Origin of the sequence: Streptomyces sp. NPDC047117, from assembly GCF_040643545.1 — a bacterium.
Classification (GTDB): domain Bacteria; phylum Actinomycetota; class Actinomycetes; order Streptomycetales; family Streptomycetaceae; genus Streptomyces.
Genome location: NZ_JBEYUN010000014.1, coordinates 208942 through 234445, shown reverse-complemented (window position 1 = coordinate 234445; position 25504 = coordinate 208942). Strand labels below are relative to the sequence as shown.

Sequence of the window (25504 nt, the reverse complement as noted above, 5' to 3'; positions counted from 1 at the left end):
CGCCCGGGGTTTCTTCCCCCGGGCGCCCCGCCCGCATCACACGTTCCGTCCCGCGGAACGGCCGTACGGTCAGTCCTTCGCTTCGGCCACCGTCAGCTCGGTGATGCCGGGCCGGGTCTTGGCACCGTCCTTGCCGTGCACGGTGACCCGGACGTACCGGGCCTGCGACTTCCCGTCGTAGCCGGTGCCGGTCCAGTGCCGCCCGTCGCGGGAGACCTGGATCCGGTACGACTCGGGCTTCGTGTCCGTCCAGTGCGGGGTGACCGTGCCGATCCGGCGGACGCCGCCCAGGTCGGCGGTGAGGGTGCCGGTGGTGGCGTCGGGCACCCAGGCGGTGGTGGTGTTGCCGTCCACCGCGGCGCCCGCGTACAGCCCGGGCTCCTCGGACGTGGCCTTGGCCGGCCGGCAGCGGGCCGCGTCGTCCGTCGGGTCCTGATCGGGACGGCGGGTCTTCAGGTGCAGCGGGGCGCCCCGGCCGACGACCCGCTCGCCCTCCGGGGTGGCGACCGTCATCGGCTCGCCGCCGGTCAGCCGCACCTCGGTGTGGTGCGCGCCGAGCGCGACGTCGTACGTCCGGCCCTGCCAGTGCAGACCGCGCAGGGTGACGCCGTCGGCGAGCTGCGGCGGCAGCGTCGGGTCCAGGGTGATCCGGTCCTCGCCCAGCCGCAGGCCGGTGAGGCCGTGGGTGAAGACCTGGAGGAAGCCGCCCTTGCCGGTGAGGAAGTCCTGCGCGGGCGAGCCGGACAGCGGGTCGTTGGCGCCGGCCTTCTCACCGCGGGCCTCGGAGAAGAGGTGGAACGGGCCGCGCATGAAGGGCCGGACCGACCGCTGGAGGTAGGTGTAGGTCGCGCAGCCGGGCTCGCCGGTCTCGGCGGCGTCGATGGCGTGCACCGAGTCGGTCATCGCCGGGCCGTCGGGGTCGGTGCGCGCGGCGTAGTGGTCCAGCGTCTTCGCCTTGGCGGCGTCGGACATCGGCCACTGCAGCGGGTACTGGAGCAGCACGGTGTCCGCCTGCTTGATGGTGGTGTCCCGGTAGCCGTCGTACTGCTGGAAGACCTGCTTCTTCTTGTCGTACGGGATGCGCAGCTTGCCGGCGATGGCGTTCCAGGAGGCGGGGGCCTTCTTGCCGAGGACGGCGGCGGCGCGGGTGGCGTGGCGGAGCGCGGTGGCGGCGCCCGCGTTGGTGAAGACGCCGTCGTCCACGCCGTTGCTGTACTCGTCGGGGCCCGCGACGTTCTTGATGGAGTAGCTGCCGTCGCCGTTCTTGGTGGCGCGGGAGGCCCAGAACTTCGCGATGCCCTGCATGACGGGCCAGCCGCGGTCCCGCAGCCAGCCGGTGTCCTTGGTGGCGAGGTAGTACTGCCAGGCGGCCAGCGAGACATCACCCATCAGGTGGTTCTGGGTCTTGCAGTGCGGCGGGTCCCAGCTGTGGCACTCCTTCCACAGGTCGCCCTTGCCGCCGCTGGTCCAGGGGTAGAACAGCCCGTCGTAGCCGAGCTTCTTGGCGTTCGCGCGGGCGGCGTCCCGGGTCCGGTAGCGGTAGTCCACGACGGACCGGGCGAGGTCGGGGTGGGCGGCCAGCAGGCCCGGGTACATCCACGTCTCGGCGTCCCAGAAGATCTCGCCGGCGTAGTTGTCGCTGGTCAGGCCGGTCGGGGCGATGCTGTTCGAGGACCCCTCGCGGGAGTTGGCGAGCAGCCCGTACTGCGCGGAGCGCACCCACGCCTGGAGATCGCGCTGCTCCCGGCCGCGCACCTCGACGTCGGAGCGCCACAGCTTCTGCCAGGCGGCGGCGTGGTCGCGGTAGAGACCGTCCCAGCCGCGCGCCGCGGCCTGCTGGGAGGCGCGGGTGGCGGCGGCCCTGGGGTCGTCGGAGGTGAGCGCGGTGTCCACGCCGACGTACTTGGCGACCTCGTACGTCCGGCCCTTGTGCACCGGGAAGGAGACGCCCTGATGCGCCGTCAGCTTCTTCGCCGCCGCGGCCTTCTGTTCACTTTCCGAACGAATGCCCGGGCCCGTACGGAGCGTCGACGCGACCGCGCCCGCCGTGTTCGTGCCGTTCGTACGGAAGGTGACGTCCTGCGTCCGGTCGCCGCCGCGGGCGCCGCCACCGGTCTGCGTGATCCGGCGGGCACCCCGCCCGTCGAGCGTGTCGGTGACGGTGGCCGGGCCGCTCCAGTGCGGCGTCATCCGCAGCCGCACCGCGCCGGTGTGCGCGCGGGTGCGGTCCGCGAGCACGTCGAAGACCAGGTCGGTGGCGCGGCCGTCGGCGGCGGTCCAGGTCAGCGACGTACGGACCAGGCCGCAGCGCATCAGCAGGGTCTGCCGGTAGTGGGAGATCCGGCCGGGCTTCGTCGCGGCGCTGAAGGTCTCGCCGCCGGAGCCGCCGGTGGCGACGTTCAGCGTGGACCAGGTGGGCAGCGCGGCGATGGCCTGCCGCTTCTTCACCGACTCGGGGCCGTCGGCGAACAGTCCGGCCGCGAAGGCGCCGTCGTAGCGCGGCGTGTAGAGCGGGAAGCCGGTCTTCCCGCCGGTCGCCGCGTACCCGGTCCCGTTGGGCGGCACCCGCTGCCCGAGGTAGCCGTTGGCGACGTACGGGTGGTGGCTGTCCTCGGGATCGATGCGGGTGGACGTGGGCGTCCACCCGGGACCGTCCGAGGCGCAGGAGCCGTCGGCGGCGGGGGTGGCGCCCGCCGCCGGGCCAGCGGCGCGGCCCCCGGCCGGCGTCTCGGCCGAGGAGGCGGGGGGCACGGCCGCGATGAGCGCGCCCGCGAGCAGGGGGACGAGCAGCCGCCGGCCGGCGCGCGGCAGCGGACGTGGGGAGTACGTCATTGTTCTCCGTCGACGGTTCGTCGGGCACGGGCGGGCAGGCCGGGGCGCTGCCCGCAGCGAACCTAAAGTTATGAACAGTTCGCGTCAACGGTCCGCGCGCTTTGTTAACTTTCCGAAGTCGGAGAATCCGCGGAATCACCCCTATGCGTCGGTGCGAACATCCGCAGCAGCGCCGGCAGCACCACCACGGAGGGGCCGGGGGCCGCCAGCGCCGCGGCCAGGTCGTCCCGCAGCCGCTCGGGGGCGCTGGTCACCGCGGGCACCCCGAAGGACTCGGCGAGCGCCGCGAAGTCCGGCCGCGCCAGCTCGGTGCCGGTCGCCCGCCCGAACGTGTCCGTCATGTACTCGCGGAGGATGCCGTACCCGCCGTCGTCCACGATCAGCCAGGTCACCGGCAGTTCGTACTGGCGCGCCGTGGCCAGCTCCGCGAGCGAGTACATGGCGCCGCCGTCGCCGCTCACCGCGAGCACGGGGCGTGCCGGGTCCGCGGCGGCCGCGCCCAGCGCCGCCGGGAAGGCGTAGCCGAGACCGCCCGCGCCCTGCGCCGAGTGCATGGTGTTCGCGTGGCGGGCGTCGAAGGCCGACCAGGCCCAGTAGCCGAGGATCGTCATGTCCCAGCAGCTGACCGCGGTGTCGGGCAGCGCCTCGCGGACGGCGGCCAGCACGTTCTGTTCCAGGGCCAGGTCCTGGGACGCGATCCGCTCCCCCACCCGGTCCAGCACTGCCCGTACGCGCTCGGGTGCCGTGTCGTCCTCACGGGTGCCGGTCGTCTCCAGCAGCGCCCGGAGCGCGAGGCGGGCGTCCGCGTGGATACCGAGCGCGGGGTGGTTGGCCTCCAGCTTGCCCGCGTCCGCCTCGATCTGGACGACCCGGCCGCGGGGCACGAAGGTGTGGTAGTTCGAGGAGAGTTCGCCCAGGCCCGAGCCCACCACCAGCAGGACGTCCGCGTCCTCCAGGAAGTCCGTGGTGTGGCGGTCCTCCAGCCAGGACTGGAGGGAGAGGGGGTGGGTCCAGGGGAACGCGCCCTTGCCGCCGAAGGTGGTGACCACGGGAGCCCGCAGCCGTTCCGCCAGCTGCCGCAGCTCGTCCGCGGCGTCCGCCCGCACGACCCCGCCGCCCGCGATGATCGCCGGACGCTCCGCGTTCGCCAGCAGGCCGGCGGCCGCGGCGGTCAGCTCGGGGCGCGGGGGCAGTCCCTCCGGATCCGCTGCCACGCCCGTGACCACCGGGATCTCCGTCGGTGCGAGCAGTACGTCCTGCGGGATCTCCACCCAGACCGGGCCGCGCGGGGCCGTCAGCGCCGACTTCCAGGCCGCGGCGATCGCCGACGGGATCTGCGAGTGCGTGCGCGCGCTGTGCACGGACTTCACCACGTCGCGGAACGAGGCGCTCTGGTCCCGGAGTTCGTGCAGGTAGCCGTGGCGGCCACCGCCGAGCCCGGCCGCCGGCACCTGGCTGCCGATCGCCAGCACGGGGGCCGAGGCGGCGGCGGACTCCTGCAGCGCGGCGAGCGTCATCAGCGCGCCGGGGCCGGTGGAGACCATGAGGGGCGCGACCGTGCGGGTCGTACGGGCGTACGCGTCGGCGGCGAACCCGGCGTTGTTCTCCACGCGCAGCCCGACGTACCGGAGGGCGCTGCGGCTCAGCGCGTCGAAGAGGCCGAGGGCGTGCTGGCCGGGGAGGCCGAAGACGGTCTGCGCGCCCAGCGCTTGGAGCGATTCGGTGACCAAGTCACCGCCGGTTCGCTGCGCGGGCCTGTCCGATGACTGCGGGGTGCTCACGTGGTGCCTTTCTGCGGGTGCTTGGGGGTTCGCGTCCATCGCGGCCTGGCGGCCGCTCGTCCTCAAACTCCCCCGGCTAACGCTGGGAGGTGCCCCCGGACGGGCTGGAGCCGGCCGGGACGGGAGCCGTGGTCGGGGAGCCCGCGACGCGGGCCCGCCACGCGGCCATGACCGCCGGGTCCGTCGGCCTGGTGAGGAGGCTGCCGATGACGTACGCCGCCAGCGACACCAGCAGTCCGTAATAGATCGGTTCGTTGGCGAGGACGCCGCGCCAGGCCATCAGGGCGATGACCGTCGCGCCGCCCGCCGCGACGGCGGCCAGCGCGCCGGCGCCCGTGCCGCGCTTCCACAGCAGGCCGCCGAGGATCGGGACCAGCAGCCCGCCGACCAGGAGGTTGTAGGCGACGGTCAGCGCCTGGACGACGTCGTTGAGGGCGATGGCGATACAGATGACGGCGACGCCCATGAGGAGGATGAAGGCGCGGTTGCCGCGCACCTCGTCGTGGTGCTCGGCGCGGTCCCGGCCGCCGATGGCGCCACGCAGCCGGGACCAGATGTCGTTGTTGGCGACCGTCGCGCAGGCGATGAGCGCGCCCGAGGACGTGGACATCACCGCGGAGAGCGCCGCGGCGAGGACCAGCCCGCGCACGCCCACCGGCAGCGCGTCCTTCACGATCGTGGCGAACGCGTCGTCCGGGCTGCCCAGATGGGGGTAGAGCACCTTGGCGGCCGTGCCGATCACCGCGCCGGCCAGCGCGTACACCAGGCAGTACGTGCCGGCCGCGGTACCGCCCAGCCGTGCGACGCGGTCGCCGCGCGCGGTGAACACCCGCTGCCAGATGTCCTGGCCGATCAGCATGCCGAAGGAGTAGATGAGGACGTAGGTGAAGACGGTCTGGGCGCCGATGCCGAGCGGAGCGAAGTAGGAGTCGGGGAGTTCGGCGCGCAGCTCACCGAAGCCGCCGGCCTTCACGACCGCGATGGGCAGCAGGAGCAGCAGGACGCCGATCGTCTTGACCACGAACTGCACCATGTCGGTGAGGGTGATCGACCACATGCCGCCGAGGGTGGAGTACGCGACGACGATCACGCCGCCGAGGATGATCGACACCGTGCGGTCCAGGCCGAAGAGGACGTCGAAGATGGTGGCGTACGCGATGGTGGAGGTGACCGCGAGCATCAGGGTGTACGCCCACATCACCACGCCGGAGATGACGCCCGCCGAGCCGCCGTAGCGCAGGTCCAGCATCTCGGAGACGGTGTAGACCTTCAGCCGGGCGATCCGGGCCGAGAAGAAGACGCTCAGCGCGAGCAGGCCCAGGCCGATGGTGAAGACCATCCAGGCGCCGGAGAGGCCGTACTGGTAGCCGAGGCCGACGCCGCCGATGGTGGAGGCGCCGCCGAGAACGATCGCGGCCATGGTCCCGGAATACATGAACGGCCCCAGGCGCCGTCCGGCGACCAGGAATTCGCTCTTGGAACGGGCGCGGCGCATGCCCCACCAGCCCATGGCGAGCATGCCGGCCAGATAGAGGATGATCACCGCGTAGTCGACAGCCATGGGCCATCCCTTCGGCAGGGCGGAGCGGGGGCGGGCGGGATTGCGTGGGTTGACCTTAGGAAACGGCGCGGCGGCGAAGAAGTGTACGTTTCCTCCACTCCGCCCCTCCGGAATGGATGATCCGCACATGGCCGACGCGTCGCACCCTCTGCCGCCCACCCCCGGCGTCCCGCTCTCCGCGCTGCTCGCCCGTGCCGATCTCGGACTGCGGCAGATCGCCGGGCCGCGCGAAGACGCCACCGTCCACTGGGTGCACACCTCGGAGATGGCCGACCCGGAGCCGTACCTGCTCGGCGGCGAGCTGCTGCTCACGGCCGGGGTGCACCTGGACGCGGCGGCGGGGGCAGGCACGTACCTCGACGGCTACGCGGAACGCACGGTCGCGGCGGGCGCGGTGGCGCTCGGCTTCGGGGTCGCGCCGGTGCACGACGCGGTGCCCCGGGCGCTGGTCGCGGCCTGCGACCGGCACGGGCTGCGGCTGCTGGAGGTGCCGCAGGAGACTCCGTTCACGGCGGTGGAGAGCGCCGTGTGGGAGGCCATGACCGAGGCCCGGCACCACGAGCTGACCCGCGTCAGCGAGGGCCAGCGGGCGCTGGCAGCGGCGGCGGGCGGGCCCGACCCGGTGCCGGCGGTGCTCCGCACCCTTGCCCGCCGGGTGGACGGCTGGGCGGCGGTGACCGGCGCGGGCGGGGAGGACGAACTGGCCGCCGCCGGCACCCGGCCGCCCGCCTCCGCCCTCACGGCCGTCGCGCGGCTCGCGCGCCGGGTGACGGTCCCCGGCGGCCCGGCGTCGGCGGGCGAGTCACCGGCCGACGGGGCCGGCCGCCATTTCGCCGCGTACGCGCTCGGCGGCCGGGCACCGGACCGGACGCTCGCGCTGACCGTCGTGGCGCCGCCGCCCGACCCGGCGGCCCGCACCGTCGTGGGCGTCGCGGCGGTCCTGCTGTCGCTGCTCACCGGCCCGTACGCGGCAGCGGCCGACGGCGGGCACTCGGCCGCGCTGGTGCGGCTGCTGCTCGGGGACTCCCCCGCCGAGGTGGCGCCCCTGCTCAAGCACGCGCACTGGGCCGTCGTGCACGCCCGCGCCCGGCGGGGCCACGACGCGCCCGCCGCCGCCCTGGCCGCCGGGCTCGGCACCCCTCTGGTCGCGCCGGGCGCCGACGCCGTGCGCGCCCTCGTCCCCGCCGACCGCGAGATCGGGCCGCAGCCGGGCTGGACGCTCGGCGTCAGCGAGCCCGTACCGGTCTCCGGGCTGACCGCCGGTGACGCGCACGCGGCCGCGGCGCTGCGCCGCGCGGTGGCGGCCCGTCGCCCGCTCGTCCGGCACCGCTCCCCCGGCGTCGGCGGCACCGGGGGCCTCGCCTCGCTGGTCCCGCCCGCCGAGGCCAAGGCCCATGCCGCGGCCGTCCTGGCGCCGCTGGACGGGGCCCCGGCGCTCCGCGGGACGCTGCACACCTGGCTCTCCCTGCACGGCAGCTGGGACCGGACGGCGACGGCGCTCGGCATCCACCGCAACACGGTCCGTCAGCGCGTCGCCCGCGCCGCGGCGCTGCTGGACACCGACCTCGACGATCCGGACGTCCGGATGGAGCTGTGGTTCGCGCTCGGTGCACTTTCCTGAATTCCGGACGCGATGACGGACATGTCCTTTTCAGATGGCGGACATGTCCTTTTCAATGGACCTCGCCGCCCTTCTCCACCCCTTCCCGAATTCCACCGGGCGACTTGCGACATCCACGGCATCGGCTTTCAAAACTGCACTTCACAACGCATGCGGTAGGCCATTTCCGGCGTAATGCGCGGGCCATTGCGGGGAACTTGCCTTACGGCCTCAGTCCCGGCACTATTCCCGGCGTAAACCCCGTTCTTCCGCGTCCCCCGTGCTTGAAGGGAAGAAAACTCATGCGTGACTTCATCGAGACCGCCGAGATCTCCGACAGCGAGCTGGACGGCATTGCCGCCGGTGCCGCCACCGTCGGTGCCGGTGTTGCCGGCTACGACGCCGCCGTGACCGTCGACGGCTCCGCCGTCCAGGCCGTCGAGGGCCTCGCCCAGGGCACGCTGGCCAAGGCCAACGGCCTGGCCGGCGCGCTGCCCACCGCGGGCCTCTGAGCGAAGCCTGTACGACCAGGGCCCCGGAACGGTCACCGTTCCGGGGCCCTGGCGCGTTTCCGCGCGGCGGGTCAGCCGCGCGCCGCCGCGATCTGCCGGCTCATGATCGTGGTCAGCTCGTACGCGGTGTGCGAGGCCGCGACCGAGGTCATCTCGGCGTGGTCGTACGCCGGGGCCACCTCGACCAGGTCGGCGGAGACCAGGTTGCACGAGGCCAGGCCGCGCAGGATCTCCAGCAGTTCGCGCGAGGTGAGGCCGCCGGCCTCCGGCGTGCCGGTGCCGGGCGCGTGCGCCGGGTCCAGCACGTCGATGTCGATGGAGATGTACAGCGGGCGGTCCCCGATGCGCTGGCGGAGCTGGTCGGCGACCTCGTCCACACCGCGGCGCATGACGTCCGCCGAGGTGACGATGCCGAAGCCCATCTTCTCGTCGTCGGTGAGGTCCTTCTTGCCGTACAGCGGGCCGCGGGTGCCGACGTGCGAGAGGGCCGAGGTGTCGAGGATGCCCTCCTCGACCGCGCGGCGGAAAGGCGTGCCGTGGGTGTACTCCGCGCCGAAGTACGTGTCCCAGGTGTCCAGGTGCGCGTCGAAGTGCAGCAGCGCGACGGGGCCGTGCTTCTTGGCGACCGAGCGGAGCAGCGGCAGCGCGATGGTGTGGTCGCCGCCGAGGGTCATCAGGCGGGCGCCGGTGCCGAGGAGGTCGTCGGCCGCGGCCTCGACCGTCTCGACGGCCTCGTTGATGTTGAACGGGTTGGCGGCGATGTCGCCCGCGTCGGCGACCTGGGCCAGCGCGAACGGGGAGGCGTCCTGGGCCGGGTTGTACGGACGCAGCAGGCGGGAGGCCTCGCGGATGGCGTTGCCGCCGAAGCGGGCGCCGGGGCGGTAGGAGACACCGGTGTCGAACGGGACGCCCACGACGGCCACATCGGCGCGGCCGCCGACCTCGTCGACGCGCGGCAGCCGGGCGAAGGTCGCCGGGCCGGCGTAACGCGGGACGCGGGAGGAGTCGACGGGGCCGACGGGCTCTGAGGAAGCGGCAGATGCGGAGGTCATGGCGCCGAGCGTAGGGTCGGGACGGCGTTCGCCCCATGGACATATCCGTGAGGTGAGAGGGGGCCGTTCGACATGACGTCCATGCCCCGCGCGCTCAGGGCGTCTCCGGTGCCGCCGCCCGCTCCCCGGACCAGGTCACCGTCACCTGAAGGTGGCCCTCCACCCCGGTCTTCGTGATCACCGCGCCGGCCTGTGCGGTGAGCTTCACGCCGAACTGGATCTGTACCTCGTCCGGGCGCTGGGCCAGCGAGCCGAAGCAGCGCAGGGCCGCGTCGGCGGCGCCCCGTACCCCCTCCAGGGCCCGGTCGAAGGTCGTGGTGCCGTCCGCGACGGCGCTGTCGGCCCGGCCCGCGCCCACCATCCCGGCGCCGTCCTCGGCGGTCTCGACGATCACCTCGCCGCCGCCGTCCAGCGGGAACCGCACCAGCCCGGCCGGATCCGTCATGCCGTCACCTTCTCTCCTCGCGGGGTGCGTTGCCCGGTCAGGGGGTCCTGCCGGGCGCGTACGGCTCGGTGCCGTGGGTCACGTCCGCGGCGCAGCGGAAGCCGATCGCCGGGTCGGCGTGTTCCGTACGGGCCTGGGACTGGTACGACACCAGGCCGTAGACCTCCAGCACCTCGCCGGTCGCGCCGCCGCGCACTCCTCGGTACCCCGGTACCGTCCCCTCGGCGACCCACTCGTTGACGTTGCCGCTCATCTCCTGCACGCCCCAGGGGGACTCCCCGCCGGGCAGTGAGCCGACCGGCAGCGTCGGCACCCTCCCGACGCGGCCGGCCGGGCCGCTCGGCCTGCCCTGGCAGCGCTCCCGCTCGAAGGCGCTGCCCCATGGGTACATCCGGTCGTCGTCCGGGCCGCGGGCCGCCTTCTCCCACTCCAGCGGAGTGGGCAGCCGCTTGCCGCACCACAGGGCGTAGCAGAGCGCGTCGCGCCAGCTCACCGACGTCACGGGGTGGTCGGGGGCCTCGGCGAGCAGGGCGGGAAAGCCCGGTGGTTCGGGGTAGTTGACCGCCCGGACGAAGGCGGCGTACTGGGCGTTGGTCACCGGCGTGCGGTCGATGTCGAAGGCCCGGCAGAACACCCGGCGCGGGCCGCTGCCGCCGGTCAGCCGCCGCACCTGCTCGTCGTCGGGGGTCATCCGGGCGGCGATCAGGGCGTGCCGCGCCTGGGAGTCGCTGAGGCCGTGCACGAAGGTGCCGGACGCGATGCGCACCATGCCCTCGGCGGGCGGGAGCGGCACCCGGCGCCGCAGCCCGCCGCCGCACACCGGGCAGCGGGCCGTGGCCGGGCCCGTGCCGCAGACGTAGCCGCAGTCCGGGCAGTACGGCAGGTCCAGGTCGCGGTCGGCGAGGGCGCCCGCCATGTCCTCGTGCAGCAGCATGTCGGCGATGGACCGGGCGGTGGGCCGGTCCTCGGCGCGCGGCGCGAGCATCGAGACGACGATGTGCGCCAGCTCCTCGGGCACGTCGGCGCCGGAGGCCGCGATCTCGGCGCGGAGCACGTCGGGCGATCCGACCGGCCAGTGGTTCACCAGCCGGCCGGTCAGGCACAGGTGGAAGAGCATGCCGAGCGCGTACACGTCGTCCGGCGGCGCGACGAGGTCCAGCTGCGCGGCCCGCTCCGGGGAGATGTACTCGATGCGGGTCGTGAGGTCGGAGAACCGGCCGGCGCCGCTCATCCCCCAGTCGATCAGCCGTACGTCGTTGCCCCGGGTGAGGAGGACGTTGGTCGGCTTGAGGTCGCGGTGGCAGACCCCGGCGTCGTGCGCGTGCGCGAGCGCCGCGGCGACGCCGCCGCAGACCTTCGCCGCCTGGCCGGGCGCGAGCCGCCCGGTGGCGAGCAGGTCCTCCAGGGAGGGCCCGTCGACGTACTCCATGAAGAGGGCGGGCCCCAGGGCGACCCGGACGTCCGCCGCGCCGTCCCACGCATCGCCCTCCGTTCCGTCGCCGGTCGTCTCCAGCGCGGGCAGGGCCAGCACCGGGCGGGCGGTGTACGGGGCGTTGCCCAGGCGGGCCACGGCCACCTGGCATTCGTGCAGGAACAACTGGTCGGCCTCCGTGCCCAGCCGCTCCCTGATCTCGCCGCGGATCCGCTTCACCGCGAGCCGTTCGCCGAGCCGGCCCTCGACCACGCCGACCTCGGAGAATCCGCCCCTGCGCACCTCGCGCACCTCGTGCCCGGTGCTCAGCCGGGCGCCTGCCGCCAGTCCCATCTACCGTGCGCCTCCCCGCGCCGTACCCGGTCTCACCGCTGTCCTCCGAAGAGCCCGGGAACTCCGGGGCTGACTCCGCCCCGCGCGCCGAAGAGGATCACCTTGAGGAAGCCCAGGACGACGAGCGTCCCGATCCCGGCCAGCACGAGCACGTACCACGGCGAGGCCCACAGCTCGCCCCAGAAGCCGCTCTCCGCCTGCTTCTCCCGCGGCTCGCCGACCGCCATCCGGACCTGCTGCTCGGCGGCGGCGCCCGTGCTGTCGGTGACCCGTACGGCGAAGAGGAAGCTGCCGCTCTTCTCCGGCGTCCCGCTCAGCGCGCCCGCCCCGGACAGCCGCATGCCGGGCGGCAGCGCGCCGGCGGCCCGCCAGGTGTACGGGCCGTCGCCGGCCGTGGCCCTGAAGTGGTGCGTGGTGTACTTCGCGCCCTTCCGCGCCTCGGGCAGCGCCAGGGTCTTGGCGATCACCCGCAGGCTCGGCCGCTGGGAGCCCGCCTCGGCGGCCCGCACGACCGCCAGCCGCAGCGTGCGCTCCGCCTGCCGGCCCGCCGCGTCCCGCACCCGCACCGTCGTGGTCGCCGCGCGCCCGTCCCCGCCGGACTCCCCGGAGGCGTGCTCGGCGCGGCCGGTGATCACGCCGTCCCCGGTCAGCTTCAGCCCCTCGGGGAGCCGGCCCCCGGCCCGGTCCCAGTGGTACGGCGGACGGCCCCCGACCGCGGCGAGCGTGAGGGCGTACTCCTTGCCGGCCACCGCGTCCGGGGCTGCGGCGGTGGTGACCTCGACCGGCCGCGGGCGGTTCTCGTCCGGGCGGTCGGCCGGGGCGTTGGCGCTGACCAGGGCCAGCAGCACGGCCATGAACATCAGGGTGGCGATGATGATGAGCAGCAGGTCGATGAAGCGCAGCTCCACCGGGGCACCGTCCCCGTCGCCGCGCCGTCCCTCGAAGCTCCGCGATCCCCCGAGGCCGCGCATCACAGTCCGCCGTTCACACGGCCGCCGTTGAAGCCGCCGGGTCCGCCCCGGAAGTCCTGGGGGCCGCGCGGGCCACCCAGGCCGCCGGGCCCGGCGGGCCCGTCACCGAAGTCGCCGTCGTCGCCCGGCAGGACCGTCCGGCCGTCCGGCCCGCGCGGGACCCGGACCGGGGTGAGGACCATGTCGCGGTCCAGCCCGGCGCCGATGGCGGACAGCTGCGTCCCGATGGTGGCCAGCTGGCGGACGATCTCCTCGGAGCGGTCCGGGCGCTCCTCACCGCCCAGCCGGGTCCCCGCCGCCTCGGTGCGCAGCCGCTCCAGCTCGGAGCTCAGCTCCTGCACCGCCGTCGCCGCCGTCTGCATGGAGTCGCCCAGCAGCTGTGCCGCGCGGGCCTGGCCGGCGAGGTCGGCGCGGGCGCTGCCGCGGGAGCCGTTCCCGAGCTGCTCCAGCGCCCGCTCGTCCACCGCCAGCAGCAGCCGCTCCTCGTGGGTGTGCACCACCGAGACCAGCAGGTGGCACACCACGCTGGAGCCGAGCGCGAAGAGGGTGATGCTGAACGCGCCGGCGAGCGGCGGGATGACGTCGCGGACCAGCGTGTGGCTCAGCTCGGCGTACGAGGTCGTCCTGGCCACCGCGCCGCCGAGCCCGCCGATGGACCGGGCCATCTCCGCCGCCGTGCCGATGAAGCCGAGCGCGGGCAGCGCCCAGACCAGGGCGCGGATCAGGGCGTACGGCGTCTCGGAGCGCGCGGCGTGCACCGCGGAGCGGCCCGCCACCATGGACTCGGCCCGCTCCGGGTCGCGGGACGCGTCGAGCGCTGCCTTGCCCAGGATGCGCTGCACTTCGCTGTTGCCGTACCCGCCGCCGTTGCCGTACCCGCCGGCCGCCCGGCCGGGCCGGTACGCGGCCAGCGCCGCGGCCTCCCGGGTGTTCTCCAGCAGCCGGACGACCAGCATCGCCAGCACCCAGAAGGTGACCGCGAGGACCGCGCTCGCCAGGGCCTGCGACACCCCGCCGCGGTCGACCATCTCCTTCAGCGGCGGCACCGCGCCCGTCGCGCCCGAGGACACCAGGAGCACCGCCAGCGCGGCTCCCACCACCCCGCACCAGAAGAACGTCCCCCGTAGTTTCTTCACGCCTACTCCCTTGATGTCAGGCGGCGTTGGGCCACATACGACTTTTCGCGTAGCTCCTCACTACGGCGTGACGGGCCGCTCCCGCACCGAAGTTCCCATGCGTCACTCCTTTGAGTGGTGTATAGCGAAAAAGACTGTGGCGTAAAGGAGTTGACGGCAGGGAGCCGGTGCGCGGCGGTCAGGAAAGCGAACCGGTCTGGCCGTCGTCGACGAACTCCAGCTGCCAGTAGGGCCGTCCCGCCGCTCCGGGGCCGTCGGGCGCCGTCCCGGCGGCGGTGTCCTCGGAGCGCAGCGCGGCCGGGACGAGGACCCGGTCACCGTTGCGCAGCCGCGTCCGCCCGCCCCGCGGCACCGGCTGCGGCAGCTCGCTCCCCGCGTGCCGTACGAGGGCGTGCGGCCCGTCGGGCCGCAGCTGCACGAACCACTGCCCCCACTCGTGCACCAGCAGGCAGTGCCACCGGCTGACCACGTGCGGCGGCCGGGACGCCAGCAGGATGTCCGCCTCGGTGCCCGTTCCGTTGCTGCGCCCCACCCAGAACTCGCGCCGGTCCGGCCCGCCGGCGCGCAGGGGCACCAGCCGGGCGGGCGCGCCGTAGGGGTCGTGCACCCACAGCCGTACCGGGTACGGGTCGGCGAGGTCCGGCCAGTGGGCGCGCAGCCCGTCCACGGGGACGGCGTACGCGGTCCGCAGCGCCGTGTCGCGGTCCACCGCGGTCACCATGCCGACCACCGCCCGCAGGTCGGTGTCCCAGACGGGCGAGCCGCTGAAGCCGCGCGCGGGCGGGTGGCCCTGCGCGCCCGGGACGGTGAACTGGAGGAGGCCGCCCGCCGTGCGGCCCGTCAGCCGTCCGGTGGCCCACACCCCGTCCGGGTGGCCGGCGGGGAACCCGTACACGCCGAAGCCGTGCCCGGCCGGCAGCTCGGCGTCGTCCAGCGGCGCGGGGCAGGCCCCGGCGGGCACCCGGGAGGGCCGCAGTACGGCGAGGTCGTCCCGGCTTCCCACGGGGGCCTCCGTACGGCTCAGCACGATGCGTGCCGGTATGCCCTGCCCGCCCTCCACGAAGGGGAAGTCGACCAGCACACCGGCCGCACCGCCGTCCGTCCCGGCAGCGGGCCCGACGACATGTGCGCAGGTCAGCACCGTTCCATTGGTGCACAGCACGCCCCCGCCGAGCACCGGCCCGTCCTCCGCCCGCCTGATCCGCACCTGCCACAGCGGTCTGGCCGCCCGCCTGTCCACCCCTGCTCCCCCTCGCCGTACCGAGCCGCCGGAACACCGCGATCGTAGGCACGAAGGGGGGCGCGGGATGTCCGGGCAGTGGAACTCGCCCGCCTCCGGCCGATCCGCCCCGGCACAATGGGCTTCATGCCGATAACCTCCGCCCCTGCTCCCAGCCGCGCCGAACTGATCGACCACCTCGTGCGCACCCGGATCGCCGGTGACGTCGCCACGCCGCGTGAGAACAACCTGGACCACTACCGCAAGCTCGCCAACGGCGACCGTCACTATTGGTTCGGCCTGGAACTGGGCGACCGGTGGAGAGACGAGCAGGACGTGCTCGCCGTGATGGCCGAGCGCTGCGGCGTCAACGACGACCCCGACCACCGCCACGGCCAGGACACCATCGACCCCGAGCTGACGGTGGCCGCGCTGGACCGGATGGCGGCGGTGCTGCGCAAGGCGGCGGCCGGGCAGCGGCGGGTGCTGCTCGCGACCGGCCACCCGGGCGGGCTGCTGGACGTGCACATCGCCACGGCCGCCGCGCTGCGGGCGCGGGGCTGCGACATCGTGGTCGTCCCGGACGGGCTGACCGCCGACGACGGCGTGGTCTTCCAGTTCAGCCAGGTGGCGATGCTGGAGCGCGGCGCGACGCTGTGGCACACCCACTCGCCGGGCCCGATGACGGCGATCCTGGACGGGCTGGAGCGGGCGGGGCAGCCGCTGCCGGACCTGGTGGTCGCCGACCACGGCTGGGCGGGCTGCGCGGGGCAGCGCGGCATCGACGCGGTCGGCTACGCGGACTCCAACGACCCGGCGCTCTTCCTGGCCGAGGCGGAGGGCACCCTCCAGGTCACGGTCCCGCTGGACGACCACGTCCGCAGCCCGCGCTACTACGACCCGCTGACGGCGTACCTGCTGAACGCGGCGGGCCTGACCGACTGACCCGGCGGGCGGCGTCTCAGGGGGCCGCCCGCCCGCGTCCCGGCGTCGGGTCCAGGAAGACCCGGCGCACCGCCGGGAAGCGGGCGCGGAGGTCGCGTTCGGCCTCCTCGCAGGCCCACTCGATCTCCGTGGCGGTCGCCAGGTCGCGGAAGTCGACCTTCGCCGCGATCAGCACCTCGCCCGGCCCCTGGACCAGCGTGACCAGCTCCAGGACGTCCGCGACCTGCGGCACGGCCCGCAGCCGTTCCCGTACGGCGTCCCGGACGTCCGGCGGGAGCGAGCGGCCGATGAGCAGCTGGGCGTTGCTGCGGCCCAGCACCCACGCCACGTACACCAGCAGCAGCCCGATCAGGATCGCGGCGACGCCGTCCCAGACGCCCGACCCGGTGAGCTGGCCGCCGAGCAGGCCGCCGGCCGCCAGCAGCAGCCCGGCCAGCGCGGCGGAATCCTCCATGACGACGGCCTTGACGGTGGTGTCCGGCGTGCGCCGCAGGTAGTGGCCGAGCGGCCGGTGCAGGCGCGCCGCCTCGCCGCGCGCCTGCCGCAGCCCGGTGCGCAGCGAGTAGCCCTCCAGGAGGAAGGCGACGGCGAGGATCAGGTAGGAGACCAGCGGATCTCCCAGCTCCTCGCTGTGGGTGAGGGTGTGGATCCCGTCGTAGACGGAGAAGACGGCGCCGCCCACGAAGGTGGCGACGGAGGCGAGCAGCGCCCAGACGTAGCGCTCCTGGCCGTGGCCGAGCGGGTGGTCCTCGTCGGCCGGGCGGGCGCTGCGCTTCAGTGCGGTGAGCAGCAGCAGTTCGGTGACCGTGTCGGCGACGGAGTGCGCGGCCTCGGAGAGCATCGCGCTGGACCCGCTGACCATGCCGCCCACGGTCTTGGCCGCGGCGATGCCGAGATTGGCGCCCGCGGCGACGAGGACGGTGACGGTGCTCTCGCCCGTACCGTCCCCGGCCGTGTTCCCGGCGTCCTCCGCGCTGCCCATGGAGCGGCAGTATGCCCGATTCGCCGGGCTGCCGGAGGAAGGCGGCTCAGGCGCGCGGCGCGCGGATCACGCCCTCCTGGATCACCGACACCGCGAGCTGTCCCTCGGCGGTGAAGATGCGGCCCTTGCCCAGCCCGCGGCCGCCCTGTGCGGTCGGCGACTCCTGGTCGTACAGCAGCCACTCGTCCGCCTTCAGGGGGCGGTGGAACCACATCGCGTGGTCCAGGCTCGCGCCCACCACGTCACCCACGGCCCAGCCGCCCCGCCCGTGGGCGAGCAGCACCGAGTCCAGCAGCGTCATGTCGGAGACGTAGGTGACCAGGCAGATGTCCAGCAGCGGCCGGGGGATGCCGGTGTCCCCGTCGAGCTTGCCCTGGGTACGGAACCAGACCTGCGACCGGGGCTCGCGCACCTGGCCCGCGGTGGCGAACGGCGGCTCGTCGACGTACCGCAGGTCCACCGCCGCGCGGGCCTCCAGCAGCCGCTGGGCGACGCCCTCGCCGACGAAGCGGTCCGCGTAGCGCGGCAGCATCTCGGCGGCGGTGGGCAGGGTCAGCGGATCCGGCACCGAGGGCATCGGCTCCTGGTGCTCCATGCCCTCCTCGTGCGCGTGGAAGGACGCGGTGAGGTGGAAGATCTGCTGCCCGTGCTGGACGGCGACGACCCGGCGGGTGGTGAAGGACCGGCCGTCGCGGATGCGGTCGACGGTGTAGACGATCGGCGCGCCCGGGTCCCCGGGGCGCAGGAAGTACGCGTGCAGGGAGTGCGGGGGCCGGTCGGCGGGGACCGTACGGCCCGCGGCGACCAGCGCCTGGGCCGCCACCTGCCCGCCGAAGACCCGGGGGACCACGGCGGGACGGGACTGCCCGCGGTAGATGTCCTCCTCGATCCGCTCCAGGGTGAGCAGATCGAGGAGGGATTCCAGTGCGTCGTTCACGGACGTCAGCCTGGGCGGGACCTCAGAGGCCCATCGACTTGGCGATGATCGACTTCATGACCTCGTTGGTGCCGCCGTAGATGCGGTTGACGCGGTTGTCGGCGTACAGGCGGGCGATCGGGTACTCGTTCATGTAGCCGTAGCCGCCGTGCAGCTGGAGGCACTTGTCGATGACGCGGTGCGCGACCTCGGTGCAGAACAGCTTGGCGGAGGCGGCCTCGGCAGCGGTCAGCTCGCCCGCGTCCAGGGCCTCCAGGGCGCGGTCGGCGACGGCCTCGGCGGCGTCGACCTCGGCCTGGCAGGCGGCCAGCTCGAACTTGGTGTTCTGGAAGGACGCGACGGTCTTGCCGAAGACGGTGCGATCCTGCACGTACTGCTGCGCGAACCGGACGGCGGCCTTGGCCTGCGCGTACGCGCCGTAGGCGATGCCCCAGCGCTCGGACGGCAGGTTCTTGCCGAGGTAGTAGAAGCCCTTGTTCTCCTCGCCGAGCAGGTCCTCGGTGGGCACCTTCACGTCGACGAACGCCAACTCGGCGGTGTCGGAGGTCTTCAGGCCCAGCTTGTCCAGCTTGCGGCCGACGGAGTAGCCCTCGGACTTGGTGTCGACGGCGAAGAGGGAGATGCCGAAGCGGCGGTCGTCCTCCTTCGGCGCGGAGGTACGGGCGCAGACGATCACGCGGTCGGCGTGCACGCCGCCGGTGATGAAGGTCTTGGCGCCGTTGAGGACGTAGTGCGTGCCGTCCTCGGAGAGCTTGGCGGTGGTCTTCATGCCCGCGAGGTCGGAGCCGGTGCCCGGCTCGGTCATCGCCAGCGCCCACATCTCCTCGGCGGAGACGAACTTCGGCAGGTAGCGCTTCTTCTGCTCGTCGGTGGCGAGCATCTTGATGTAGGGCAGGGCGAGCAGCACGTGCACGCCGGAGCCGCCGAAGTTCACGCCCGCGCGGGCGGTCTCCTCGTACTGGACGGCCTCGAACTTGTGCGACTCCAGGCCGGCGCCGCCGAACTCCTCGGGGACGTTGATGCCGAAGAGGCCCAGCTCGGCGAGCTTGTAGTAGAACTCGCGGGGCACCTGTCCGGCCTGGAACCAGTCGTCGAAGACCGGCACGACCTCGGCCTCGATGAAGGCGCGGATGGTGTCCCGGAACGCCTCGTGGTCCTCGTTGAATACCGTCCGCTGCACTGCCGCCTCCTGGACATCCTGAATCACTACGCTGGCTAAGCGCTTGCTCAGCGAAAGCTACCCGGCGGTCACGTTCTCTGTCCAGAGGCCCCCCGCGTCGCCTGAAACACAGTGACCCCGCCGGCATCAGCGCCGACGGGGCCCGTGAAAAGTGGCGGTTCTCAGGCGTCGCGGCCCGCCGCCGCGCCGAAGGCGCCCAGCGCCAGCCGCTTGAGCAGCTCCTCCGTGGCCGTACGGGGCGGCAGGCTGGCGCGCGGGCTCAGATGTGGGGTGGAGTTCAACAGGCCGAAGACGGCGTGCACGGCGGCCCGCGCCTCGGCCTCGGTGCAGGCCGGGTACACCTCGCGGACGACCTCCACCCACAGCTCGACGTACTGCCGCTGGAGCTGCCGGACCCGCTTGCGGTCCGCCTCGCGCAGCCGGTCCAGCTCCCGGTCGTGCACGGTGATCAGCGGGCGGTCGTCCAGCGCGAAGTCGATATGCCCCTCGATGAGGGCGTGCAGCACCTGCTCGGCGCTCTCGCCGCCGTCGGCGACCCGCAGCCGGCCGCCGTCCAGCAGCCGCTCACTGATCCCGACCAGCAGCTCGGCGAGCATCGCGTCCTTGCCGGCGAAGTGGCGGTACAGGCCGGGACCGGAGATCCCGACCGCGGCGCCTATCTCGTCCACGCCGACGCCGTGGAATCCGCGCTCGGCGAAGAGCCGCGCGGCCTCTTTGAGGATCTGCTCGCGGCGGCTGACGGCGGCGGGGGCCTTCGTGCTGCTCATGGCTCCAATTGTAGACAGGCGGGTTAGTGCTCGTTAACCTGAACGCAATCGTGTTAACGACCACTAACAAGGGGCGGGTACGACGATGGAGCAGGCTCCGGTACTGGGGACGGCGGCAGACCCCGCTGCCGACTCCTGGCGGGCCAACGAGGCCGCGCACCGCGCGCTCGTGGACGAGCTGCGCGCGAAGCTCGCGGCGGCCCGGCAGGGCGGCGGCGAGAAGGCCAGGGCACGGCACACGGCACGCGGCAAGCTGCTGCCCCGGGACCGGGTGGACAGCCTGCTGGACCCGGGCTCGCCCTTCCTGGAGCTGGCCCCGCTGGCGGCGGACGGGATGTACGACGGGGCCGCCCCGGCGGCCGGCGTCATCGCGGGCATCGGCCGGGTCTCGGGCCGCGAGGTGGTGATCGTCGCCAATGACGCCACGGTCAAGGGCGGCACGTACTACCCGATGACCGTGAAGAAGCACCTCCGTGCCCAGGAGGTCGCGCTGGAGAACCACCTCCCCTGCGTCTACCTGGTCGACTCCGGCGGCGCCTTCCTGCCCATGCAGGACGAGGTCTTCCCCGACCGCGAGCACTTCGGGCGGATCTTCTACAACCAGGCCCGGATGTCCGGCGCCGGGATCCCGCAGATCGCGGCCGTCCTCGGCTCCTGCACGGCCGGCGGCGCGTACGTCCCCGCGATGAGCGACGAGGCCGTGATCGTGCGGAACCAGGGCACGATCTTCCTCGGCGGCCCGCCGCTGGTGAAGGCCGCGACCGGCGAGGTCGTCACGGCCGAGGAGCTGGGCGGCGGCGAGGTGCACTCCCGCACCTCCGGCGTCACCGACCACCTCGCCGAGGACGACGCGCACGCCCTGCGCATCGTCCGCACCATCGTCTCCACCCTCGGCGAGCGGGCGCCCCTCCCCTGGACCGTGCGGACGGCCGAGGAGCCCAAGGCGGACCCGGCCGGGCTGTACGGCATGGTCCCCGCCGACTCCCGCACGCCGTACGACGTCCGCGAGGTCATCGCCCGGCTCGTGGACGGCTCGCGCTTCGCGGAGTTCAAGGCCGAGTACGGCCAGACGCTGGTCACCGGCTTCGCGCACCTGCACGGCCACCCGGTCGGCATCGTCGCCAACAACGGCATCCTCTTCTCCGAGTCGGCGCAGAAGGGCGCGCACTTCATCGAGCTGTGCGACCAGCGCGGCATCCCGCTGGTGTTCCTGCAGAACATCTCCGGCTTCATGGTCGGCAAGGACTACGAGGCGGGCGGCATCGCCAAGCACGGCGCCAAGATGGTCACCGCCGTGGCCTGCACCCGCGTGCCGAAGCTGACCGTCGTCATCGGCGGGTCGTACGGCGCGGGCAACTACTCCATGTGCGGCCGGGCCTACAGCCCCCGCTTCCTGTGGATGTGGCCGAACGCCAAGATCTCCGTCATGGGCGGCGAGCAGGCCGCCTCGGTCCTGGCGACCGTCAAGCGCGACCAGCTCGAAGCGCGCGGCGAGGAGTGGCCCGCCGAGGCGGAAGAGGCCTTCAAGGACCCGATCCGCGCCCAGTACGACCAGCAGGGCAATGCCTACTACGCGTCGGCGCGGCTCTGGGACGACGGCGTGATCGACCCGATGGAGACCCGGCAGGTGCTGGGTCTGGCCCTCACCGCCTGCGCCAACGCCCCGCTGACCGACCCCGCCTTCGGCGTCTTCCGGATGTGAGGACCTCCACCATGTTCAGCACAGTCCTGGTCGCCAACCGCGGCGAGATCGCGGTCCGCGTCATCCGCACCCTCCGGTCCCTGGGCATCCGCTCGGTCGCCGTCTTCAGCGACGCGGACGCCGAAGCGCGGCACGTACGCGAGGCGGACACCGCCGTCCGCATCGGCCCCCCGCCCGCGACGGAGAGCTACCTCTCCCTCGAGCGCCTCCTCGAAGCGGCGGCCCGTACGGGCGCGGAGGCGATCCACCCCGGCTACGGCTTCCTCGCGGAGAACGCCGCGTTCGCCCGCGCGGTCACCGACGCAGGCCTGGTCTTCATCGGCCCGCCCGCCGACGCGATCTCGCTGATGGGCGACAAGATCCGCGCGAAGGAGACCGTACGGGCCGCGGGCGTGCCCGTCGTACCGGGCTCCTCGGGCAGCGGCCTGAGCGACGCCGAACTGGCCGCCGCCGCGCGGGAGATCGGCATGCCGGTGCTGCTCAAGCCCTCGGCGGGCGGCGGCGGCAAGGGCATGCGGCTGGTCCGTGACGAGACGCTGCTCGCGGACGAGATCGCGGCGGCCCGGCGCGAGGCCCGCGGCTCCTTCGGCGACGACACCCTGCTGGTGGAGCGGTGGGTCGACCGCCCGCGCCACATCGAGATCCAGGTCCTGGCCGACGGGCACGGCAACGTCGTCCACCTCGGGGAGCGCGAGTGCTCCCTCCAGCGCCGCCACCAGAAGATCATCGAAGAGGCGCCGAGCGTCCTGCTGGACGAGGCCACGCGCGCCGCGATGGGCGCGGCGGCCGTGGAGGCGGCCCGCTCGTGCGGCTATGTCGGCGCCGGCACCGTCGAGTTCATCGTCCCCGGCGACGATCCCGCCTCGTACTACTTCATGGAGATGAACACCCGCCTCCAGGTCGAGCACCCGGTCACCGAGCTGGTCACCGGACTGGACCTGGTCGAGTGGCAGCTGCGGGTCGCGGCGGGCGAGGAGCTGCCGTACGGCCAGGACGGCATCACCCTCACCGGGCACGCCGTCGAGGCCCGGATCTGCGCCGAGGACCCGTCCCGCGGCTTCCTGCCCTCCGGCGGCACCGTGCTCGCGCTGCACGAGCCGTCCGGCGACGGGGTACGGACGGACTCCGGCCTCTCGGAGGGAACCGAGGTCGGCTCGCTGTACGACCCGATGCTCTCCAAGGTGATCGCGTACGGCCCGGACCGGGCGACCGCGCTGCGCAGGCTGCGGGCCGCGCTCGCGGAGACGGTCATCCTCGGGGTGCCCACCAACACCGGCTTCCTGCGCCGGCTGCTGGCCCACCCGGCGGTCGTGGCCGGGGAGCTGGACACCGGCCTCGTGGAGCGCGAGGCGGACGGCCTGGTGGACGGGGGCGTGCCGGACGAGGTGTACGCGGCGGGCGCCGCGGTGCGGCAGGCGGCGCTGGAGCCGCCCGCGTCCGGGGACGGCTGGACCGACCCGTTCTCCGTGCCGAGCGGCTGGCGCATGGGCGGCGAGCCCACCCCGCCCGCCTTCTGGCTGCGGGCGCCGGGCCAGGAGCCGGTGCGCGCCGCCGGGCGGGGCCGGGTCGCCGAGGACCGGGTGGCCGTCACCGTCGACGGCGTACGCCACACCTTCGTACGGGCCGGGGACTGGCTCGGCCGGGACGGCGACGCCTGGCACGTGCGGGACCACGACCCGGTGGCGGCCACGCTCGCCGGCGCGGCCGGCGCGCACGGCGCCGACTCGCTCACCGCGCCGATGCCCGGCACGGTCACCGTGGTCAAGGCCGCGGTCGGCGACCGCGTCGAGGCCGGGCAGGGCCTGCTGGTGGTGGAGGCGATGAAGATGGAGCACGTCATCTCCGCGCCGCACGCCGGCACCGTCGCCGAACTCGACGTGACGCCGGGCAGCACGGTCGCCATGGACCAGGTGCTGGCCGTGATCACCCCCGACGAGGACGCCCACCCGGCCCCCGCCGAGGGCGCCGCGAAGGAGCTGTCATGACCGCCGCCGGACTGCCGATGCCCGTCCCCGCGCCCGGCCTGCCGGCCCGCGTCCGCATCCACGAGGTCGGGGCGCGCGACGGCCTGCAGAACGAGCAGGGCGTCGTCCCCACCGAGATCAAGGCCGAGTTCGTCCGCCGGCTGGCCGCCGCCGGGCTGGACACCGTCGAGGCGACCAGCTTCGTGCACCCCAAGTGGGTGCCCCAACTGGCCGACGCCGAGCGGCTGTTCCCGATGGTGCGCGACGTCCCCGGGGTCCGGCTGCCGGTGCTCGTACCGAACGAGCGCGGCCTGGACCGGGCACTGGCCCTGGGCGCGGACCGGATCGCGGTCTTCGGCAGCGCCACCGAGTCCTTCGCCAAGGCCAACCTCAACCGCACGGTGGACGAGGCGCTGGCGATGTTCGCGCCGGTCGTCGCCCGCGCCAAGGAGGCGGGCGCGCACGTCCGCGGCTACCTCTCCATGTGCTTCGGCGACCCCTGGGAGGGCGCGGTACCGGTCCCCCAGGTCGTGCGGGTCTGCCGCGCGCTGCTGGACCAGGGCTGCGACGAACTGAGCCTGGGCGACACCATCGGCGTCGCCACGCCCGGCCATGTCACGGCCCTGCTCACCGCCCTGAACGAAGCGGGCGTCGGCACGGACGTGCTCGGCGTCCACTTCCACGACACCTACGGACAGGCGCTGGCCAACACCCTGGCCGCGCTGCAGCACGGCGTCACCACCGTCGACGCCTCGGCGGGCGGCCTGGGCGGCTGCCCGTACGCCAAGAGCGCCACCGGCAACCTCGCCACCGAGGACCTGGTGTGGATGCTCCGCGGCCTCGGCATCGAGACCGGGGTCGACCTGGAGCGGCTGACCGCCACCAGCGTCTGGATGGCGGAGCGGCTGGGCCGGCCGAGCCCGTCCCGCACCGTGCGCGCCCTCTCCTCCTCCCTCGACTCCCACAAGGAGTGACCCCCATGTCACTGGACCACCGCCTCCCCTCCGAGCTGGAGGAACTGCGCACCACGGTCGAGGCGTTCGCCCACGACGTCGTCGCGCCGAAGATCGGCGAGTTCTACGAGAACCACCAGTTCCCCTACGAGATCGTGCGCGAGATGGGCCGGATGGGCCTCTTCGGGCTGCCCTTCCCCGAGGAGTACGGCGGCATGGGCGGCGACTACCTCGCGCTCGGCATCGCCCTGGAGGAGCTGGCCCGGGTCGACTCCTCGGTGGCGATCACCCTGGAGGCCGGCGTCTCGCTCGGCGCCATGCCGCTGTACCACTTCGGCACGGAGGAGCAGAAGCGGACCTGGCTGCCGAAGCTCTGCTCGGGCGAGATGCTGGGCGCGTTCGGGCTGACCGAGCCCGAGGCCGGGTCGGACGCGGGCGGCACGAAGACCACCGCACGGCTGGACGCGGCCACCGACGAGTGGGTGATCAACGGCAGCAAGTGCTTCATCACCAACTCGGGCACGGACATCACGGGCCTGGTCACGGTCACGGCCGTCACCGGCCACAAGGACGACGGCCGCCCGCTGATCTCCGCGATCATCGTGCCCGCCGGCACCCCCGGCTTCACGGTCGCGGCCCCGTACTCCAAGGTCGGCTGGAACGCCTCCGACACCCGCGAGCTGTCCTTCTCCGACGTGCGCGTGCCGGCCGCCAACCTGCTGGGCGAGGAGGGCCGCGGCTACGCCCAGTTCCTGCGCATCCTGGACGAGGGCCGGATCGCCATCGCGGCGCTGGCCACCGGGCTCGCGCAGGGCTGTGTGGACGAGTCGCTGCGGTACGCCAAGGAGCGGAAGTCCTTCGGGAAGCCGATCGGGGAGAACCAGGCCATACAGTTCAAGCTCGCCGACATGGAGATGCGCGCCCACACCTCCCGGCTGGCCTGGCGCGACGCGGCCTCCCGGCTGGTGCACGGCGAGCGCTTCAAGAAGGAGGCCGCGCTGGCGAAGCTGTACTCCTCGGAGATCGCGGTCACCAACGCCCGCGAGGCCACCCAGATCCACGGCGGCTACGGCTTCATGAACGAGTACCCCGTCGCCCGCATGTGGCGCGACTCCAAGATCCTGGAGATCGGCGAGGGCACCAGCGAGGTCCAGCGCATGCTGATCGCGCGGGAGCTGGGGCTTTAACACCCCTCCGGGC

The 25504-nt window shown here is 73.7% G+C and carries 20 protein-coding genes; 7 read left to right on the top strand and 13 right to left on the bottom strand.

All coding sequences use genetic code 11. The features are described from left to right. Positions 1-69: 69 nt before the first annotated feature. The 3 genes from ABZ840_RS26360 to ABZ840_RS26350 form a co-directional block, all read right to left on the bottom strand. Positions 70-2832, bottom strand: a complete 2763-nt coding sequence (locus ABZ840_RS26360) for a discoidin domain-containing protein (RefSeq protein WP_361562841.1) — start codon at positions 2830-2832, stop codon at positions 70-72. Positions 2833-2936: 104 nt separating this feature from the next. Further along, positions 2937-4652, bottom strand: coding sequence for a thiamine pyrophosphate-binding protein (locus ABZ840_RS26355; RefSeq protein ID WP_361562869.1), 1716 nt, complete (start codon positions 4650-4652; stop codon positions 2937-2939). A gap of 37 nt (positions 4653-4689) precedes the next feature. Beyond that, the gene (locus tag ABZ840_RS26350; protein WP_361562839.1) at positions 4690-6174 is read right to left on the bottom strand and encodes a sodium:solute symporter; all 1485 of its coding nucleotides are present in this window, start codon (positions 6172-6174) and stop codon (positions 4690-4692) included. A 127-nt stretch (positions 6175-6301) separates the two neighbouring features. Between ABZ840_RS26350 and ABZ840_RS26345 the strand changes: the two genes are divergently transcribed. Next, positions 6302-7795, top strand: a complete 1494-nt coding sequence (locus ABZ840_RS26345) for a PucR family transcriptional regulator (RefSeq protein WP_361562837.1) — start codon at positions 6302-6304, stop codon at positions 7793-7795. A 281-nt stretch (positions 7796-8076) separates the two neighbouring features. Continuing rightward, the gene (locus ABZ840_RS26340) at positions 8077-8286 is read left to right on the top strand and encodes a hypothetical protein (protein WP_361562835.1); all 210 of its coding nucleotides are present in this window, start codon (positions 8077-8079) and stop codon (positions 8284-8286) included. A gap of 71 nt (positions 8287-8357) precedes the next feature. Here the strand turns inward: ABZ840_RS26340 and speB are convergent, their stop codons facing one another. The 6 genes from speB to ABZ840_RS26310 all read right to left on the bottom strand — a co-directional run bounded on the left by speB (position 8358) and on the right by ABZ840_RS26310 (position 14895). Beyond that, on the bottom strand, positions 8358-9338 hold the full coding sequence (speB, locus tag ABZ840_RS26335) for an agmatinase (RefSeq protein ID WP_361562833.1): 981 nt from the start codon (positions 9336-9338) through the stop codon (positions 8358-8360). A gap of 94 nt (positions 9339-9432) precedes the next feature. Then, positions 9433-9783 carry a CU044_2847 family protein gene (locus ABZ840_RS26330; protein ID WP_361562831.1) on the bottom strand — a complete coding sequence of 117 codons (351 nt, stop codon included), beginning with the start codon at positions 9781-9783 and terminating at the stop codon, positions 9433-9435. 37 nt (positions 9784-9820) lie between these two features. Then, positions 9821-11548, bottom strand: a complete 1728-nt coding sequence (locus ABZ840_RS26325) for an SUMF1/EgtB/PvdO family nonheme iron enzyme (protein ID WP_361562829.1) — start codon at positions 11546-11548, stop codon at positions 9821-9823. A gap of 32 nt (positions 11549-11580) precedes the next feature. Continuing rightward, complete coding sequence (locus tag ABZ840_RS26320) at positions 11581-12456, bottom strand: putative Ig domain-containing protein (protein WP_361562827.1); 876 nt, start codon at positions 12454-12456, stop codon at positions 11581-11583. A 62-nt stretch (positions 12457-12518) separates the two neighbouring features. Next, positions 12519-13655: a hypothetical protein gene (locus tag ABZ840_RS26315; RefSeq protein ID WP_361562826.1), complete on the bottom strand. Its 1137-nt coding sequence runs from the start codon at positions 13653-13655 to the stop codon at positions 12519-12521. 178 nt (positions 13656-13833) lie between these two features. After that, the gene (locus ABZ840_RS26310) at positions 13834-14895 is read right to left on the bottom strand and encodes a trypsin-like peptidase domain-containing protein (RefSeq protein ID WP_361562824.1); all 1062 of its coding nucleotides are present in this window, start codon (positions 14893-14895) and stop codon (positions 13834-13836) included. 126 nt (positions 14896-15021) lie between these two features. On the opposite strand from ABZ840_RS26310, the gene ABZ840_RS26305 reads away from it, so the two are divergent. Next, on the top strand, positions 15022-15819 hold the full coding sequence (locus ABZ840_RS26305; RefSeq protein ID WP_361562823.1) for a phosphatase: 798 nt from the start codon (positions 15022-15024) through the stop codon (positions 15817-15819). A gap of 16 nt (positions 15820-15835) precedes the next feature. Here ABZ840_RS26305 and ABZ840_RS26300 read toward each other — a convergent pair whose 3' ends face one another. The 4 genes from ABZ840_RS26300 to ABZ840_RS26285 all read right to left on the bottom strand — a co-directional run bounded on the left by ABZ840_RS26300 (position 15836) and on the right by ABZ840_RS26285 (position 19685). After that, entirely contained in the window at positions 15836-16801 is a 966-nt protein-coding gene (locus ABZ840_RS26300; RefSeq protein ID WP_361562821.1) for a cation diffusion facilitator family transporter, read from the bottom strand. A 46-nt stretch (positions 16802-16847) separates the two neighbouring features. Next, complete coding sequence (locus ABZ840_RS26295; RefSeq protein ID WP_361562819.1) at positions 16848-17738, bottom strand: acyl-CoA thioesterase II; 891 nt, start codon at positions 17736-17738, stop codon at positions 16848-16850. 22 nt (positions 17739-17760) lie between these two features. After that, positions 17761-18918: an acyl-CoA dehydrogenase family protein gene (locus tag ABZ840_RS26290; protein WP_361562817.1), complete on the bottom strand. Its 1158-nt coding sequence runs from the start codon at positions 18916-18918 to the stop codon at positions 17761-17763. Positions 18919-19079: 161 nt separating this feature from the next. Then, the gene (locus ABZ840_RS26285; RefSeq protein WP_361562816.1) at positions 19080-19685 is read right to left on the bottom strand and encodes a TetR/AcrR family transcriptional regulator; all 606 of its coding nucleotides are present in this window, start codon (positions 19683-19685) and stop codon (positions 19080-19082) included. An 85-nt stretch (positions 19686-19770) separates the two neighbouring features. On the opposite strand from ABZ840_RS26285, the gene ABZ840_RS26280 reads away from it, so the two are divergent. The 4 genes from ABZ840_RS26280 to ABZ840_RS26265 are packed head-to-tail and all read left to right on the top strand — an operon-like array spanning position 19771 to position 25491. Further along, positions 19771-21387 carry a carboxyl transferase domain-containing protein gene (locus ABZ840_RS26280; protein ID WP_361562814.1) on the top strand — a complete coding sequence of 539 codons (1617 nt, stop codon included), beginning with the start codon at positions 19771-19773 and terminating at the stop codon, positions 21385-21387. An 11-nt stretch (positions 21388-21398) separates the two neighbouring features. Beyond that, positions 21399-23372 carry an acetyl-CoA carboxylase biotin carboxylase subunit gene (locus tag ABZ840_RS26275; protein WP_361562813.1) on the top strand — a complete coding sequence of 658 codons (1974 nt, stop codon included), beginning with the start codon at positions 21399-21401 and terminating at the stop codon, positions 23370-23372. Next, entirely contained in the window at positions 23369-24325 is a 957-nt protein-coding gene (locus tag ABZ840_RS26270; RefSeq protein WP_361562811.1) for a hydroxymethylglutaryl-CoA lyase, read from the top strand. The genes ABZ840_RS26275 and ABZ840_RS26270 overlap by 4 nt, the downstream gene beginning before the upstream one ends. A gap of 11 nt (positions 24326-24336) precedes the next feature. Beyond that, complete coding sequence (locus tag ABZ840_RS26265; RefSeq protein ID WP_361562868.1) at positions 24337-25491, top strand: acyl-CoA dehydrogenase family protein; 1155 nt, start codon at positions 24337-24339, stop codon at positions 25489-25491. The last annotated feature ends 13 nt before the right edge of the window (positions 25492-25504 follow it).